Genomic DNA, 15,586 nt, shown 5'->3' with positions numbered 1-15,586 from the left:
GCAGGAGAAAAACGATGGCAGAGACAATGCAACGCTGGTCAATGAACGCTCTCGGACGGGAGAATCTTAAACTCACCCAGGAACCTGTTCCGAAGCCAGGTCCAGGCGAAGTGCGCGTGCGGGTGAATGCCGTTGCGCTCAACTATCGCGATAAAATGGTTATTGAAGGCATGATGCCGATCCCGCTTTCCTTCCCGTTCACACCGGCGTCTGACATGGCCGGCGTGGTGGACAGCATTGGTGAAGGCGTGACGCGTTTTCAACCCGGCGCTCGCGTCATCTCGACGTTCTTCCCGGAGTGGATCGACGGCAGGCCGCAGGCGGATGCCCGTCATTTGCCCTATAAAACGAGCGGAGGGTACTTCCCGGGGATGCTGGCTGAGTACGTGATCGTGAATGAAAACGGGCTGGTGGCCGCTCCGGAAACCCTGGATGACGTTGAGGCCAGCACATTACCTTGTGCAGGGCTAACCGCCTGGTTTGCGCTGGTGGAGCGCGGGAACTTGCGAGCCGGACAATCGGTGCTGGTACAAGGCACCGGCGGGGTGGCGATTTTCGCACTGCAAATTGCAAAAGCACTCGGTGCAGAGGTTTACGTGACCTCGGGGAGTGATGAAAAGCTGGCGCGGGCCAAAAAACTGGGAGCCGATCGGGGTATCAACCGGCTGAAAGGCGACTGGGCTGAAGCGCTTTTAACGCTGACTCAGGATCGCGGCATTGACCACATAATTGAAACCGTGGGGGGAGAAAACCTGCAGCACTCCCTGCGTGCCGTTGCCGTTCATGGACGCATCTCGGTGATTGGCGTGCTGGCCGGGAGCGAGATTACGCTATCAGCGGGTGAGTTGTTGCTGAAATCCCCGGTTATTCAGGGGATTGGTGTCGGGCATCGCCGTGCGCTGGAAGAGTTTGTCCGCGCCGTGGAGGTGACAGGGCTGAAACCGGTCATTGAGCAGCGCTACCGTTTTGACCAGCTGGAGCAGGCGCTGGAACACCTCGATCGCGGCGCGTTTGGTAAAATCGTCCTCACCCGCGAGTGAGTCAACGTTCCCCGGGATTGCGGAAAAAGGGGTTTTCTGTTGCGCAATGTAGCTCTATTTTTGTGTGCTTAATCGCGTTAGCATGAGGTAGCACTCATTTATCCCGGGGACCTCATGGCTATCAAACTCATTGCAATCGATATGGACGGCACGCTGCTGCTGCCAGACCACACTATCTCTCCAGCCGTTAAAAACGCAATCGCCGCGGCGCGCGCAAAGGGCGTGAATGTGGTACTGACCACCGGGCGTCCGTATGCGGGCGTGCACAGCTACCTCAAAGAGCTACACATGAATCAGCCGGGTGATTACTGCATCACCTATAACGGCGCGCTGGTGCAGAAAGCCGCGGACGGCAGCACGGTTGCGCAAACCGCGCTGAATTATGATGACTATCTGTTCCTGGAAAAACTGTCCCGTGAAGTCGGGTCCCACTTCCACGCGCTCGATCGTACAACGCTCTACACCGCTAACCGCGACATCAGCTATTACACCGTGCACGAATCGTATGTCGCTACCATTCCGCTGGTGTTCTGTGAAGCAGAAAAAATGGATCCGAACACTCAGTTCCTGAAAGTGATGATGATCGATGAGCCAGAGATCCTCGATAAAGCCATTGCGCGCATCCCGGCGGAGGTCAAAGAGAAATACACCGTGCTGAAAAGCGCACCGTACTTCCTCGAAATCCTCGATAAACGCGTCAATAAGGGCACCGGCGTGAAGTCGCTTGCCGACGCGCTGGGCATTAAGCCTGAAGAGATCATGGCCCTGGGCGATCAGGAAAACGACATCGCAATGATTGAATACGCGGGTATGGGCGTGGCGATGGAAAACGCCATCCCGTCAGTGAAAGAAGTGGCGAACTTCGTCACCAAATCTAACCTGGAAGACGGCGTGGCTTACGCGATTGAGAAATTTGTCCTGTCTTAGCAGTCGCCCTTAATCATCAGCCTCGGTTATCAACCGGGGCTTTTTTTGGCTCTGAATTTATTGAATTGTTCTTTTTGTGATCTGGATTGTAGTACAACATTAACTGATTGTACTACATTGTCACCACGGCAAAGGCGAAAGGCCTCACGTTTGTACTGCAAAAGTGAGGCGAAATTCAGCGGTCGCGGTAAAGTAGTGATGGACTTACAGAGCACAAGGACTCTCCATGACTCTCAATAAAACCGATCGCATTGTCATCACGCTGGGTACACAGATTGTGGGTGGCAAATATGTTCCCGGCTCGCCGCTGCCGGCAGAGGCAGAACTGTGTGAGGAGTTTGAAACCTCCCGCAACATCATCCGGGAAGTGTTCCGCTCGCTGATGGCGAAGCGGCTGATTGAAATGAAACGCTATCGCGGCGCGTTTGTTGCTCCGCGTAACCAGTGGAACTACCTCGATACCGATGTTCTGCAGTGGGTACTGGAAAACGATTACGACCCGCGGCTGATTGGCGCCATGAGCGAGGTACGAAACCTGGTAGAACCGGCTATCGCCCGCTGGGCGGCAGAGCGTGCCACCTCAGGTGACCTGGCGCAGATTGAGTCGGCGCTGAACGACATGATCGCCAATAACCAGAATCGTGAGGCATTTAACGAGGCGGATATTCGCTACCACGAGGCGGTACTGCAGTCGGTGCATAACCCGGTGTTACAGCAGCTTAGCGTGGCGATCAGCTCGCTACAGCGAGCAGTATTTGAACGTACCTGGATGGGTGATGAGGCCAATATGCCAAAAACGCTCCAGGAACATAAAGCGCTGTTCGATGCGATACGGCATCAGGACGGCGATGCGGCAGAGCAGGCGGCGCTCACCATGATTGCCAGCTCAACACGAAGGCTGAAGGAAATCACATGACATCACGCTACATCGCAATTGACTGGGGATCGACCAATCTGCGCGCCTGGCTGTACCAGGGCGAGCAGTGCCTGGAGAGCAGGCAATCAGAAGCAGGCGTGACGCGTCTGAACGGAAAATCCCCCGAGGCGGTGTTAGCAGAGGTCACACAAAACTGGCGCGACAGCGCCACGCCCGTGGTGATGGCGGGGATGGTGGGCAGCAACGTGGGCTGGAAAATCGCGCCTTATCTGCCTGTTCCTGTCTCTTTCTCCGCCATTGGCAAGCAGTTAACGTCCGTTGGCGACAATATCTGGATTGTTCCCGGTTTGTGCGTCTCGCGCGACGATAACCATAACGTGATGCGCGGTGAAGAGACACAGCTGCTCGGTGCGCGCACGCTTTCTCCTTCTTCTGTCTACGTCATGCCCGGCACGCACTGCAAGTGGGTCCAGGCAGATGCAGAGCATATCCACGATTTTCGCACCGTGATGACCGGCGAATTGCACCATTTGCTGCTTAATCATTCGCTGTTGGGGGCCGGTTTACCGGAGCAGGTTCCGTCGCCGGAAGCGTTTGCTGCTGGCCTTGATCGTGGGATCGCTTCTCCTGATGTTTTGCCGCAACTTTTTGAAGTTCGCGCCTCACACGTGCTGGGAAATCTCCCGCGCGAGCAGGTCAGCGAGTTTCTTTCTGGCCTGCTGATTGGCGCAGAAGTCGCCAGCATGCGTGAGTTCGTCGGGTGCGAGCAGGCTGTCACGATTGTCGCTGGTGCAGCGCTGACGTCGCGCTACGAGCAGGCGTTTCGCGCGATTGGCCGTGAAGTATCAACGGTATCCGGCGACACGGCATTTCAGGCAGGAATAAGGAGCATCGCTCATGCAGTGGCAAACTAGTCTTCCCCTTATCGCAATCTTGCGCGGCATTACCCCCGACGAGGCGCTGGCGCACGTCGGTGCCGTGATCGACGCCGGATTCGACGCGGTGGAAATCCCGCTCAACTCCCCCGAATGGGAAAAAAGTATTCCGACAGTGGTGGAGGCCTTTGGTGATAAAGCGCTGATTGGCGCAGGAACCGTCTTGCAGCCGGAGCAGGTGGAGAGGCTGGCAAAGATGGGCTGCAAGCTCATCGTCACCCCCAACATCAACCCCGAGGTGATCCGCCGCGCGGTGAGCCATGGGATGACCGTGTGTCCAGGATGCGCGACGGCAACCGAAGCCTTTACCGCCCTCGATGCGGGTGCACAGTCGCTCAAAATTTTCCCGTCGTCGGCCTTTGGTCCGGATTACATCAAAGCACTGAAAGCGGTCTTGCCCGCCAGCGTGCCGGTCTTTGCCGTGGGCGGCGTGACGCCAGAAAACCTGGCGCAGTGGATTAACGCCGGTTGTGTGGGCGCGGGGCTGGGCAGCGATCTCTATCGCGCCGGACAGTCCGTTGAGCGTACCGCGCAGCAGGCGGCAGCATTTGTGAAAGCGTATCGAGAGGCAGTGCAATGAAAATAACCAAACTCACCACGTACCGTTTACCCCCGCGCTGGATGTTCCTGAAAATTGAAACCGATGAAGGCGTGGTTGGCTGGGGCGAGCCGGTGATAGAAGGGCGCGCACGCACCGTGGAGGCCGCGGTGCATGAGCTGGGGGAATACCTGATTGGTCAGGATCCGGCACGCATTAACGACCTGTGGCAGGTGATGTACCGGGCGGGCTTTTATCGCGGTGGCCCAATCCTGATGAGCGCCATCGCCGGTATTGACCAGGCGCTGTGGGATATCAAAGGCAAAGTGCTGAATGCCCCGGTCTGGCAGCTGATGGGCGGCCTGGTACGCGACAAAATCAAAGCCTACAGCTGGGTGGGTGGCGACCGCCCTGCGGAAGTGATCGACGGCATTACGCAGCTGCGCAATATCGGCTTCGATACTTTTAAGCTTAACGGCTGTGAAGAGATGGGCGTGATTGACAACTCGCGCGCGGTGGACCGGGCGGTGAATACCGTGGCGCAAATCCGTGAAGCTTTCGGTAACGAGATTGAGTTTGGTCTGGACTTCCACGGACGCGTCAGTGCGCCAATGGCCAAAGTGCTGATTAAAGAGCTGGAGCCCTATCGTCCGCTGTTTATTGAAGAGCCCGTCCTGGCCGAGCAGGCGGAGTACTATCCGAAACTGGCTGAACAGACCCATATTCCTATCGCCGCAGGTGAGCGTATGTTCTCGCGCTTCGAGTTCAAACGCGTGCTGGAAGCTGGCGGTATTGCGATCCTGCAACCGGATCTCTCCCATGCGGGCGGTATCACCGAATGCTACAAAATTGCCGGGATGGCAGAAGCCTACGATGTGGCGCTGGCACCGCACTGTCCGCTGGGGCCCGTCGCGCTGGCGGCCTGCCTGCACGTGGATTTTGTCTCCCGCAATGCCGTGTTCCAGGAACAGAGCATGGGTATTCACTATAACAAGGGCGCGGAATTGCTCGACTTTGTGAAAAACAAAGAAGACTTCAGCATGGAAGGCGGTTTCTTCAAACCATTAATGAAGCCGGGCCTTGGCGTAGACATTGACGAAGCCAAAGTCATTGAGCTCAGTAAAAATGCGCCGGACTGGCGTAACCCGCTGTGGCGCCATGAGGACGGCTCCGTAGCCGAGTGGTAAATCGCCGGATGGCGCTACGCTTATCCGGACTACTCTCTCGTAGGCCCGGTAAGCGTAGCGCCACCGGGCAAAAAAAACGTACATAGAAAAAATATAACCCTCTGTAAATTACAGGGCATGGTGAGCGGCTTCGCTATGCCCAAAATCTGGAGACAGATTGCGATGGATATTCCAGTTACTGCTACAAAGACCGGGCGTCGCCGCTACCTGACGCTAATCATGATCTTTATTACCGTGGTCATTTGCTATGTTGACCGCGCCAACCTTGCCGTGGCCTCGGCCCATATTCAGGAAGAGTTTGGGATCACCAAGGCGGAAATGGGCTACGTCTTCTCGGCGTTTGCCTGGCTCTATACGCTCTGCCAGATCCCGGGCGGCTGGTTCCTCGACCGAGTGGGGTCGCGTCTGACCTACTTCATCGCCATTTTAGGCTGGTCCGTGGCGACCCTGTTCCAGGGCTTCGCGACCGGGCTGATGTCGCTGATTGGCCTGCGTGCTATCACCGGCGTTTTCGAGGCACCCGCGTTCCCCACCAACAACCGTATGGTCACCAGTTGGTTCCCGGAGCATGAACGTGCCTCTGCGGTGGGCTTTTACACCTCCGGGCAGTTTGTCGGCCTGGCGTTCCTGACCCCGCTGTTAATCTGGATCCAGGAGCTGCTAAGCTGGCACTGGGTGTTTATCGTCACTGGTGGGATCGGCATTATCTGGTCCCTGATCTGGTTCAAGGTCTATCAACCGCCGCGTCTGACAAAAAATATCACCAAAGCGGAACTGGACTACATCCGCGACGGTGGCGGCCTGGTAGACGGCGATGCGCCAGTGAAAAAAGAGGCGCGTCAGCCGCTGACCCGCGCGGACTGGAAGCTGGTCTTCCATCGTAAGCTGGTGGGGGTTTATCTCGGTCAGTTTGCGGTTACGTCGACGCTGTGGTTCTTCCTGACCTGGTTCCCGAATTACCTCACCCAGGAAAAGGGGATTACCGCGCTGAAGGCGGGCTTTATGACCACCGTGCCGTTCCTTGCCGCATTCTTTGGCGTGCTGCTCTCGGGCTGGCTGGCGGATAAGCTGGTCAAAAAAGGCGTCTCATTAGGTGTTGCGCGTAAAACGCCGATTATCTGCGGGCTGCTGATCTCAACCTGTATCATGGGCGCCAACTACACCAACGATCCGGTGTGGATTATGACCCTGATGGCGCTCGCGTTCTTCGGCAACGGTTTTGCCTCTATCACCTGGTCGCTGGTGTCGTCTCTGGCGCCGATGCGTCTGATTGGCCTGACCGGTGGTGTGTTCAACTTCGTCGGTGGACTCGGCGGGATCACTGTGCCGCTGGTCATCGGTTACCTGGCGCAGGACTACGGCTTTGGCCCGGCTCTGGTCTACATCTCCGCCGTGGCGTTGATTGGCGCGCTCTCCTACATCCTGCTGGTCGGCGACGTGAAACGAGTAGGCTAATCCCTTCGGATGTTTTACCCTGATGCGATAACTGCGCATCAGGGTATCCCATGAAACAAATCACCTTTGCTTCCCGCAACCACCAGCTCACCAATACCAATACCTGGACACCGGACAGCCAGTGGCTGGTCTACGATGTGCGCCCGTCCGGGGCATCGTTCACCGGCGAAACCATAGAGCGGGTAAACGTCAGTACGGGCGAGGTTGAGGTGATTTATCGTGCCACGCACGGCGCGCATGTCGGGGTGGTGACCGTTCATCCTGCACAAGACAAATACGTCTTTATCCACGGCCCGAAAAACCCGGATGCAGACTGGCAATACGATTTTCACCATCGCCAGGGCGTGATTGTCCATAACGGCCAGGCGAGCAACCTCGATGCCATGGATATCACCGCGCCCTATACCGCAGGCGCACTCCGTGGCGGCAGCCATGTACACGTCTTTAGCCCGAACGGGCAGTTCGTCAGCTTCACCTATAACGACCATGTGTTGCATGAGCGCGATCCAAAGCTCGATTTACGTAACGTTGGCGTCGCCGTACCCTTTGGCCCGGTCATCCCGCAGGGCAACCATCCTCATGAATATCCGGGCACCTTCTGGAGCGTGCTGGTAAGCCGCACGACGCCGAACCCACAGCCGGGCAGCGATGAGATCAACCGCGCCTATGAAGAGGGCTGGGTGGGCAACGGCAGGCTGGCGTTTATTGGCGATACCCTGTCTGTGAAAGGCGAAAAAGTGCCTGAACTGTTTATTGTCGATCTGCCCAAAGACGAGCAGGGCTGGAAACAGGCAGGCGATGCGCCATTGCAGGGCACGCCAGAGACGATGCCAGCACCGCCTGCTGGTGTGCTGCAGCGCCGTCTGACTTTCACCCATCAAAAGGCGTATCCGGGGCTGGTGAACGTGCCGCGCCACTGGGTGCGCAGCAACCCGCAGGGTACGCAGATTGCTTTTCTGATGCGTGATGATAACGGCATTGTCCAGCTGTGGCTGATCTCACCGGAGGGGGGCGAGCCGCGTCAGTTAACGCATACCGAAAGCGGTATCCAGTCGGCATTCAACTGGCATCCTTCGGGCGACAGTCTGGGATTTGTGCTGGAAAATCGTATCGCCTGCTGCGATGCGCAGACCGGAGAGGTCACGTTTTTGACGTCCGATCACGGCAATCCGCCGTCTGCCGATGCGGTCGTCTTTTCCCCGAACGGGCGCGCTATTGCATGGATGGAGGAGAAAGAGGGTTTCCGCCAGCTGTGGCTAACGGAAACCGTACAGGATTAGCGTCGCGGCATCTCGGCGGGCGGGATAACGGCGTTGGTTGCCAGATTTTGCTGCTCGCTTTTCTCAACGCGCGAGCGTACGGAACTGTCCGTGCGGAACATATCCCAGGGCAGCAAAAGCGTATCGGCCACTGCCGTGAACGGCATATCGAGGATCACCAGGGATTTGGTGCCCCAGTTCGTGTCATCATCGGAGATCATCGCCGCGCTGGCGCGCGTCCCCGGATATGTTCCTTCTTTACCGCCGGTGTGAGACATCACGCTCGAACACCCGCAAAGTAAAACCACCCCGCTGAACATCGTCAGCTTAATCAGAACATTTTTCATCATCACTCAGTCATCGTTAATGGCACTGCATAGACCTGCAACTCTGGGTTATAGCGAGCCTTGTTGAAAATGAATAGCCCAATAACCCCGCACTGTGGCAGCCATCGCAATTTAACCCTTTGTGCTGTTGTCCCAGTCTAAGCGAGAAGCACAAAAGTGCAAAAAAAAGTGCGAACGTCGCGGTTGAAAACACCGGTTCCAGACCCATTTTAAGAATGTAACCCGATAACGAGCACGCCTGATGGGTGTTCGGGGGCGCAATGGCCTGTCCATGGTGGAAGGCTAAAATTTCTCGCTGATTTCAGGAGCTTTTATTTATGCGTAACTTCGATCTTTCCCCGCTATACCGTTCTGCAATTGGTTTTGATCGCCTGTTTAACCATTTAGAAAATAACCAAAGCCAGAGCAACGGCTACCCTCCATACAATGTTGAGCTGGTTGATGAAAACCACTACCGCATTGCCATTGCTGTCGCCGGTTTTGCAGAGAGCGAACTGGAGATCACCGCGCAGGACAACCTGCTGGTGGTGAAAGGTTCACATACGGCTGAGCAGAAAGAACGTACCTACCTTTACCAGGGCATCGCCGAGCGCAACTTTGAACGCAAGTTCCAGTTAGCGGAGAACATTCACGTTAAAGGCGCGAACCTGGTCAACGGTCTGCTGTTTATCGAGCTGGAACGTGTGATTCCGGAAGAGAAAAAACCGCGCCGTATCGAAATTAATTAATGCCGCGGGTCGTGTCAGCGGCCCACTCAGAATTGCTTGCCGAACCGGGAGCATATGCGAATCCACAAGGATTTGCAGGAACAACTGTGCACAAAAATAAACTGTGCCGAACTCGCTTCTCAGAAGGAGATTTAGTATGCGTAACTACGATTTATCCCCCCTGCTGCGTCAGTGGATTGGTTTTGACAAACTGGCTAACGCCCTGCAAAGCACCACTGAGCACCAGACGTTTCCGCCGTACAACATCGAAAAAAGCGATGATAACCACTATCGCATCACGCTGGCGCTGGCCGGGTTCCGCCAGGACGATCTGGATATCCAGCTCGAAGGCACGCGTCTGACCGTGAAAGGGTCGCCGGAAAAACAAGAAACCGAGACCAAATGGCTGCATCAGGGGCTGGTGACCCAGCCATTTAGCCTGAGCTTTACCCTGGCAGATCATATGGAAGTCTCCGGCGCGACCTTTACCAACGGGTTGCTGCATATTGACCTGGTCCGTAACGTGCCGGAAGCCATCGCGCCACAGCGTATCGCCATTAGCGAGCGGCCGGCGCTGAATAGTTAATGCTGTGCGGGCTGGTGCCCTCACCCCCAGCCCTCTCCCTGTGGGAGAGGGTGAAAAGTTAAAGCCCTGCCCCGGCAGGGCTTTTTTGTGCGCCATCACCCATACAACGCCCTTCACCTCTGAGAGAATCCTTAACATAACTAAGGTTATGCAAGGAAGTGGATCATGAGTGATATCGCGTTAACCGTCAGCGTGTTGGCCCTGGTCGCTGTTGTTGGATTATGGATTGGCAACATCAAAATCCGTGGCGTCGGGTTTGGGATCGGTGGGGTGCTGTTTGGCGGCATTTTTGTCGGGCACTTTGCTGACAAACTCGGTCTGGTTCTCAGCGCCGATATGCTCCACTTTACGCAGGAGTTCGGCCTGATCCTCTTCGTCTATACCATCGGCATTCAGGTCGGGCCGGGCTTTTTCGCCTCATTGCGGGTTTCGGGATTACGCCTCAATCTGTTTGCCCTCGGCATCGTCGTAATGGGTGGGTTGGTCACCGCTATCCTGCATAAACTCTTCGCAATTCCGCTGCCCGTGGTGCTGGGCATTTTCTCCGGGGCCGTGACTAACACGCCCGCGCTGGGTGCGGGCCAGCAAATTCTGCGCGACTTAGGTATCGAACCCGGCATTGTCGACCAGATGGGGATGAGCTATGCCATGGCTTATCCGTTCGGGATTTGCGGCATTCTGCTCTCCATGTGGCTGGTTCGGGTGCTCTTTCGCATTAACGTCGACAAAGAGGCGAAGGACCACGAAACCACGCTCACCAACGGCCATATGCCGATCAAAACCATCAACATCCGCGTCGATAACCCCAATCTGAACAACATGGCGATTCAGGACGTGCCGATCCTGAACAGCGCCAATATTATCTGCTCGCGCCTTAAACGTGACGAGATGCTGATGGTGCCCGCGCCTGGCACCATTATCCGGCAAGGCGATCTGCTGCACCTTGTCGGGCAGCCCGGGGATTTAAACAACGCGCGGCTGGTGATTGGTCAGGAAGTGGATACCTCGCTCTCTACCCGTGGCACCGACATGCGCGTGGAGCGTGTGGTGGTAACTAACGAGCACGTTCTGGGCAAGAAAATACGCGATTTGCAGGTAAAAGAACGTTACGACGTGGTTATCTCTCGTCTCAATCGCGCCGGTCTTGAACTGGTCGCCAGCCCGGAAGCCAGCCTGCAGTTCGGCGATATTCTTAACCTGGTCGGGCGTCCGTCGTCCATTGACGCCGTGGCGGATATGGTCGGTAACGCTCAGCAAAAACTGCAGCAGGTACAAATGCTGCCGGTGTTTATCGGTATCGGGCTGGGCGTGCTGCTTGGCTCCATTCCGCTGTATATACCGGGGTTCCCGGTGGCCCTCAAGCTGGGTCTGGCGGGTGGGCCGCTGATTATGGCGCTGATCCTCGGGCGAATCGGCTGTGTCGGTAAGCTCTACTGGTTTATGCCCCCGAGCGCCAACCTGGCGCTGCGCGAGCTGGGCATTGTGCTGTTTCTGGCGGTCGTCGGGCTAAAATCCGGTGGCGATTTTGTCGATACCCTGGTCAGGGGGGAAGGGATGAGTTGGGTCGGCTACGGCATCTTCATCACCGCGATCCCGCTGCTGACGGTCGGCATACTGGCGCGAATGTTCGCTAAAATGAACTATCTGACGCTGTGCGGCATGCTGGCGGGGTCAATGACGGATCCACCGGCGCTGGCCTTTGCCAATAGCCTGCACGCCACCAGCGGCGCGGCGGCGCTGTCGTACGCTACGGTCTATCCGCTGGTCATGTTCCTGCGCATCATCACCCCGCAGCTACTGGCGGTGCTGTTCTGGGGGATGAGTTAGCAGGTCGTCCGGGTGGATGCGCCGCAGATGGTAGTCCACCTGGTAATCACTGGTATTTCGGAACATCACGGAATAGTTAAGGAACTCGCCGCTGTCGCTGTAGGAGAGAGAGGTAATACGCAGCAGCGGCGTTTGCTCCGGCAGGTTCATGTAACCAGCGAGTTGTTTATCGGCCAGTACCGGCGTCAGGCTCTCGTAATTGCCGCTAATTGTAATTCCGCACTCCTTCTCGATGTAATCAAACTTTGACCCTTCCAGATGCGCCAGCGAGAGGTTGCGAAACAGCTTCACGGGCATAAAGCTGTCCTCCAGCATCAGCGGTTTTCCGTCCACGTAGCGCACCCGGCGGGAAAAGTAGATCCGCTCATTCACCTGGATCCGCAGCTGGCTGGCGATGGCGGGCGGGGCGGGCATCACTTCAAACTGCAACACCTTGCTCTGTACCTCTTTGCCCTGCTGACGCAGTACCTCCACCAGCCCGGTGAGGTTGGTGGTTTCATGGTGCACATCTTTGCGTGCTACAAACGTCCCGCTGCCGTGCCGCCGCTCAACCAGCCCCCAGCTCACCAGCAGATCCAGTGCCTTGCGAATGGTCATGCGCGCCACGCCAAACTCCTGCGCCAGCGCTTTCTCACCCGGAATGGGGCTGCCGATGTTGTAGTCCGATGAATTCAGCCGTAGCCGTAATCGGTCGGCAATGGATTTGTAGATCACCAGTAGACCTCTCTGCTCGTATCAGGGCGTGGATTGCATCCTGACATGTCCATATTTACAGCGAAAAGTAGACCTGATTGGTCAAAATAAAACCATGAATGCGATCACGAATCGCAGCGGCACGCCATGTTCGCGCATCAGTAACTTCTTATGCTCACCTCAGGCCAGCACAAAACCATAAAGGCCTCTCTCCCCTACAGGTTGTTACGTGAGGATTTAAAGATGCTCAGTCAAATACAACGTTTTGGTGGTGCCATGTTTACCCCGGTGTTGCTGTTTCCCTTTGCCGGGATCGTGGTGGGAATCGCCATCATGCTTCGTAATCCGCTTTTCGTGGGCGAAGCCTTAACGGCTCCTGATAATCTGTTCGCGCAGATCGTGCACATCATTGAAGAGGGCGGCTGGGCGGTGTTCCGCAATATGCCGCTGATTTTTGCCGTTGGCTTACCGATTGGTCTGGCGAAACAGGCGCAGGGCCGCGCCTGTCTGGCGGTGCTGATCAGCTTCCTGACCTGGAACTACTTCATCAACGCGATGGGGATGACCTGGGGCCACTTCTTTGGCGTCGACTTTTCCGCCGAACCGACGGCGGGAAGCGGGCTGGCGATGATTGCCGGGATCAAAACCCTTGATACCAGCATTATTGGGGCGATTGCGATTTCCGGTATTGTCACTGCGATCCATAACCGCTTTTTCGAGAAACCACTGCCGGTTTTCCTGGGCATTTTCCAGGGCACCTCATTTGTGGTGATTATCGCGTTTTTCGTCATGATCCCCTGCGCCTGGCTGACGCTGCTGGGCTGGCCGAAAGTGCAGATGGGCATTGAGTCCCTGCAGGCGTTCTTACGCTCCGCCGGTGCGCTCGGTGTCTGGGTGTATACCTTCCTGGAACGCATTCTGATCCCAACCGGGCTGCACCACTTCGTCTACGGTCCGTTTATCTTTGGCCCGGCCGCCGTTGAGGGCGGGATTCAGGTCTACTGGGCGCAGCATCTTCAGGCGTTCAGCCAGAGCACGCTGCCGCTGAAAACCCTCTTCCCGGAAGGTGGTTTCGCGCTGCACGGTAACGCTAAGGTGTTTGGATCGGTCGGGATTGCGCTGGCGATCTGGTACACCGCCTCACCAGAAAACCGCGTCAAGGTCGCGGGCCTGCTGATCCCGGCCACGCTTACCGCCGTGCTGGTGGGGATTACCGAACCGCTGGAGTTTACTTTCCTGTTTATCTCGCCGCTGCTGTTTGCCATTCACGCCGTGCTGGCGGCCACCATGGCGACGGTGATGTACACCTTTGGCGTGGTGGGCAACATGGGCGGTGGCCTGCTGGACCAGTTCCTGCCGCAAAACTGGATCCCCATGTTCCATAACCACGCTTCAACGGTATTCACCCAGATCGGCATCGGCGTCTGCTTTACCGGCCTTTACTTCGTAGTCTTCAAAACGCTGATTGAGCGTCTGAACCTCAAAACCCCGGGTCGTGAAGAGAGTGAAATCAAACTCTACAGCAAGGCGGACTATAAGGCGGCGCGCGGACAAACCACCGCCCCGGCTGCCGCCAGCCAGCAGGTCGGCCAAGCCGCCGGATTCCTGCAGGCGCTGGGCGGCGCGGCCAACATCGAAAGCATCAACAACTGCGCCACCCGCTTGCGTATCGCGCTGGTCGACATGGCGCAAACCCAAAGCGATGAGGTCTTTAAAGCCCTCGGCGCACACGGCGTAGTGCGACGCGGCAACGGCATACAGGTGATCGTTGGCCTGCACGTTCCGCAGGTGCGCGACCAGCTGGAATCGCTGATGAAAACCCCTTTAACGAATGAACAAACCACCCTGACAGAGGCTATATCATGAAAAAATTCTCAGTTGTCATTGCAGGCGGCGGCAGCACCTTTACGCCTGGTATCGTCCTGATGCTGTTAGCCAACCGTGACCGTTTCCCGCTGCGTGCCCTGAAGTTTTATGACAACGATGGCGCACGTCAGGAAACCATCGCCGAGGCGTGCAAAATTATCCTTAAGGAACAGGCACCGGAGGTTGAGTTTAGCTACACCACCGATCCAAAAGCGGCGTTTACCGATGTGGATTTCGTGATGGCGCACATCCGCGTGGGCAAATACCCGATGCGCGAAAAAGACGAGAAAATTCCGCTGCGTCACGGTGTGCTGGGTCAGGAAACCTGCGGCCCGGGTGGGATCTCTTACGGCATGCGCTCCATCGGCGGCGTACTGGAACTGGTGGATTATATGGAGCAGTACTCCCCGAACGCGTGGATGCTGAACTACTCCAACCCGGCGGCGATTGTGGCGGAAGCGACGCGCCGCCTGCGTCCGCATGCCAAAATTCTCAACATCTGCGATATGCCAATCGGTATTGAAGGGCGCATGGCGCAGATTGTCGGCCTGAAAGACCGCAAACAGATGCGCGTGCGTTACTACGGCCTGAACCACTTCGGCTGGTGGACATCGATTGAAGATCTGAACGGTAACGATCTGATGCCGAAACTGCGCGAATACGTGGCGAAACACGGCTATGTTCCGCCTTCGGAAGATGCGCATACCGAAGCGAGCTGGAACGATACCTTCGCCAAAGCCAAAGACGTGCAGGCGCTCGATCCAGATACCATGCCAAACACCTATCTGAAGTATTACCTGTTCCCGGACTACGTGGTCGCGCACGCCAACCCGGAGCGGACCCGCGCCAATGAAGTTATGGATCACCGTGAGAAGCATGTATTCAGTTCGTGCCGGGCGATTATAGAAGCCGGAAAATCCTCTGCCGGGGAGCTGGAGATCGACGAACATGCCTCGTACATCGTCGATCTGGCGACGGCGATTGCCTTTAATACCCAGGAGCGGATGCTGCTGATTGTGCCAAACAACGGGGCCATTCATAACTTCGATGCCGACGCGATGGTGGAAATTCCGTGTCTGGTGGGCCATAACGGGCCGGAGCCTCTCACCGTGGGCGATATCCCTCACTTCCAGAAAGGGCTGATGAGCCAGCAGGTGGCGGTGGAAAAACTGGTGGTGGATGCCTGGGAGCAACGCTCGTACCAGAAACTCTGGCAGGCAATCACCCTGTCAAAAACCGTACCGAGCGCGTCGGTCGCGAAAGCGATTCTGGATGACCTGATCGAGGCCAATAAGGATTACTGGCCAGAGCTGCATTAACCCTCCTGACCGGCATCGCCTGA

15 protein-coding genes and 1 other annotated feature are annotated in these 15,586 nt (G+C 56.7%); of the genes, 13 read left to right on the top strand and 2 right to left on the bottom strand.

From position 1 onward, the window contains the following. The first annotated feature begins 14 nt into the window (after positions 1-14). The 8 genes from PUZ33_RS07350 to PUZ33_RS07315 all read left to right on the top strand — a co-directional run bounded on the left by PUZ33_RS07350 (position 15) and on the right by PUZ33_RS07315 (position 8,239). Positions 15-1,040: a zinc-dependent alcohol dehydrogenase family protein gene (locus tag PUZ33_RS07350; RefSeq protein ID WP_013094782.1), complete on the top strand. Its 1,026-nt coding sequence runs from the start codon at positions 15-17 to the stop codon at positions 1,038-1,040. A gap of 114 nt (positions 1,041-1,154) precedes the next feature. Continuing rightward, entirely contained in the window at positions 1,155-1,967 is an 813-nt protein-coding gene (yidA, locus tag PUZ33_RS07345) for a sugar-phosphatase (protein ID WP_020685441.1), read from the top strand. Between the two features lie 226 nt (positions 1,968-2,193). Beyond that, positions 2,194-2,883, top strand: coding sequence for a D-galactonate utilization transcriptional regulator DgoR (gene dgoR / locus PUZ33_RS07340; protein WP_003861109.1), 690 nt, complete (start codon positions 2,194-2,196; stop codon positions 2,881-2,883). Further along, positions 2,880-3,758, top strand: a complete 879-nt coding sequence (locus PUZ33_RS07335; protein WP_058681561.1) for a 2-dehydro-3-deoxygalactonokinase — start codon at positions 2,880-2,882, stop codon at positions 3,756-3,758. Before dgoR ends, PUZ33_RS07335 begins: the two co-directional genes overlap by 4 nt. After that, complete coding sequence (locus PUZ33_RS07330; RefSeq protein ID WP_029883592.1) at positions 3,742-4,359, top strand: 2-dehydro-3-deoxy-6-phosphogalactonate aldolase; 618 nt, start codon at positions 3,742-3,744, stop codon at positions 4,357-4,359. The genes PUZ33_RS07335 and PUZ33_RS07330 overlap by 17 nt, the downstream gene beginning before the upstream one ends. Next, positions 4,356-5,504 (top strand): galactonate dehydratase, encoded by a 1,149-nt coding sequence (gene dgoD, locus PUZ33_RS07325; protein WP_013094786.1) that lies wholly within the window; start codon positions 4,356-4,358, stop codon positions 5,502-5,504. Before PUZ33_RS07330 ends, dgoD begins: the two co-directional genes overlap by 4 nt. A 117-nt stretch (positions 5,505-5,621) precedes the next feature. Then, positions 5,622-6,959, top strand: a complete 1,338-nt coding sequence (locus PUZ33_RS07320; protein ID WP_161496901.1) for an MFS transporter — start codon at positions 5,622-5,624, stop codon at positions 6,957-6,959. Positions 6,960-7,009: 50 nt separating this feature from the next. Further along, the gene (locus PUZ33_RS07315) at positions 7,010-8,239 is read left to right on the top strand and encodes a DUF3748 domain-containing protein (protein ID WP_058681562.1); all 1,230 of its coding nucleotides are present in this window, start codon (positions 7,010-7,012) and stop codon (positions 8,237-8,239) included. Here PUZ33_RS07315 and PUZ33_RS07310 read toward each other — a convergent pair. After that, positions 8,236-8,568, bottom strand: coding sequence for a YceK/YidQ family lipoprotein (locus tag PUZ33_RS07310; protein ID WP_020685435.1), 333 nt, complete (start codon positions 8,566-8,568; stop codon positions 8,236-8,238). The two genes, PUZ33_RS07315 and PUZ33_RS07310, sit on opposite strands and share 4 nt — an antisense overlap. A 248-nt stretch (positions 8,569-8,816) precedes the next feature. Beyond that, positions 8,817-8,889 (top strand) — a sequence feature (ROSE (Repression Of Heat Shock gene Expression) occurs in the 5'-region of heat shock genes and acts as an RNA thermometer to modulate expression.). Here PUZ33_RS07310 and ibpA point away from each other — a divergent pair. The 3 genes from ibpA to PUZ33_RS07295 all read left to right on the top strand — a co-directional run bounded on the left by ibpA (position 8,883) and on the right by PUZ33_RS07295 (position 11,685). Beyond that, positions 8,883-9,293: a small heat shock chaperone IbpA gene (gene ibpA / locus PUZ33_RS07305; protein ID WP_006177605.1), complete on the top strand. Its 411-nt coding sequence runs from the start codon at positions 8,883-8,885 to the stop codon at positions 9,291-9,293. Its footprint overlaps the feature before it by 7 nt. Before the next feature lie 136 nt (positions 9,294-9,429). Beyond that, on the top strand, positions 9,430-9,858 hold the full coding sequence (ibpB, locus tag PUZ33_RS07300) for a small heat shock chaperone IbpB (RefSeq protein ID WP_013094790.1): 429 nt from the start codon (positions 9,430-9,432) through the stop codon (positions 9,856-9,858). A gap of 165 nt (positions 9,859-10,023) precedes the next feature. Continuing rightward, positions 10,024-11,685 carry a putative transporter gene (locus tag PUZ33_RS07295; RefSeq protein ID WP_274205310.1) on the top strand — a complete coding sequence of 554 codons (1,662 nt, stop codon included), beginning with the start codon at positions 10,024-10,026 and terminating at the stop codon, positions 11,683-11,685. On the opposite strand, the gene PUZ33_RS07290 is transcribed toward PUZ33_RS07295, so the two are convergent. Then, positions 11,653-12,399, bottom strand: coding sequence for a GntR family transcriptional regulator (locus PUZ33_RS07290; protein WP_062676530.1), 747 nt, complete (start codon positions 12,397-12,399; stop codon positions 11,653-11,655). The genes PUZ33_RS07295 and PUZ33_RS07290 overlap by 33 nt on opposite strands. A 222-nt stretch (positions 12,400-12,621) precedes the next feature. Between PUZ33_RS07290 and PUZ33_RS07285 the strand changes: the two genes are divergently transcribed. Together PUZ33_RS07285 and PUZ33_RS07280 are read left to right on the top strand one after the other, a co-directional pair. Next, entirely contained in the window at positions 12,622-14,244 is a 1,623-nt protein-coding gene (locus PUZ33_RS07285; protein ID WP_013094793.1) for an alpha-glucoside-specific PTS transporter subunit IIBC, read from the top strand. Further along, positions 14,241-15,563 (top strand): 6-phospho-alpha-glucosidase, encoded by a 1,323-nt coding sequence (locus PUZ33_RS07280; RefSeq protein ID WP_058681564.1) that lies wholly within the window; start codon positions 14,241-14,243, stop codon positions 15,561-15,563. The genes PUZ33_RS07285 and PUZ33_RS07280 overlap by 4 nt, the downstream gene beginning before the upstream one ends. Positions 15,564-15,586 lie beyond the last annotated feature (23 nt).

Source organism: Enterobacter cloacae complex sp. 2022EL-00981 (genome assembly GCF_028737495.1).
GTDB lineage: Bacteria > Pseudomonadota > Gammaproteobacteria > Enterobacterales > Enterobacteriaceae > Enterobacter > Enterobacter cloacae.
Note: the sequence above shows the minus strand (reverse complement) of the source record. Positions and strands in the feature narration are given on the sequence as shown.

Coding starts and splice junctions, on each gene's coding strand:
- PUZ33_RS07330 (WP_029883592.1), top strand. CDS start 3,742: ATGCAGTGGCAAACTAGTCTTCCCCTTATCGCAATCTTGCGCGGCATT.
- ibpB (WP_013094790.1), top strand. CDS start 9,430: ATGCGTAACTACGATTTATCCCCCCTGCTGCGTCAGTGGATTGGTTTT.
- dgoR (WP_003861109.1), top strand. CDS start 2,194: ATGACTCTCAATAAAACCGATCGCATTGTCATCACGCTGGGTACACAG.
- ibpA (WP_006177605.1), top strand. CDS start 8,883: ATGCGTAACTTCGATCTTTCCCCGCTATACCGTTCTGCAATTGGTTTT.
- PUZ33_RS07335 (WP_058681561.1), top strand. CDS start 2,880: ATGACATCACGCTACATCGCAATTGACTGGGGATCGACCAATCTGCGC.
- yidA (WP_020685441.1), top strand. CDS start 1,155: ATGGCTATCAAACTCATTGCAATCGATATGGACGGCACGCTGCTGCTG.
- PUZ33_RS07315 (WP_058681562.1), top strand. CDS start 7,010: ATGAAACAAATCACCTTTGCTTCCCGCAACCACCAGCTCACCAATACC.
- PUZ33_RS07350 (WP_013094782.1), top strand. CDS start 15: ATGGCAGAGACAATGCAACGCTGGTCAATGAACGCTCTCGGACGGGAG.
- PUZ33_RS07295 (WP_274205310.1), top strand. CDS start 10,024: ATGAGTGATATCGCGTTAACCGTCAGCGTGTTGGCCCTGGTCGCTGTT.
- PUZ33_RS07280 (WP_058681564.1), top strand. CDS start 14,241: ATGAAAAAATTCTCAGTTGTCATTGCAGGCGGCGGCAGCACCTTTACG.
- PUZ33_RS07285 (WP_013094793.1), top strand. CDS start 12,622: ATGCTCAGTCAAATACAACGTTTTGGTGGTGCCATGTTTACCCCGGTG.
- PUZ33_RS07320 (WP_161496901.1), top strand. CDS start 5,622: ATGGTGAGCGGCTTCGCTATGCCCAAAATCTGGAGACAGATTGCGATG.
- PUZ33_RS07310 (WP_020685435.1), bottom strand. CDS start 8,568: ATGATGAAAAATGTTCTGATTAAGCTGACGATGTTCAGCGGGGTGGTT.
- dgoD (WP_013094786.1), top strand. CDS start 4,356: ATGAAAATAACCAAACTCACCACGTACCGTTTACCCCCGCGCTGGATG.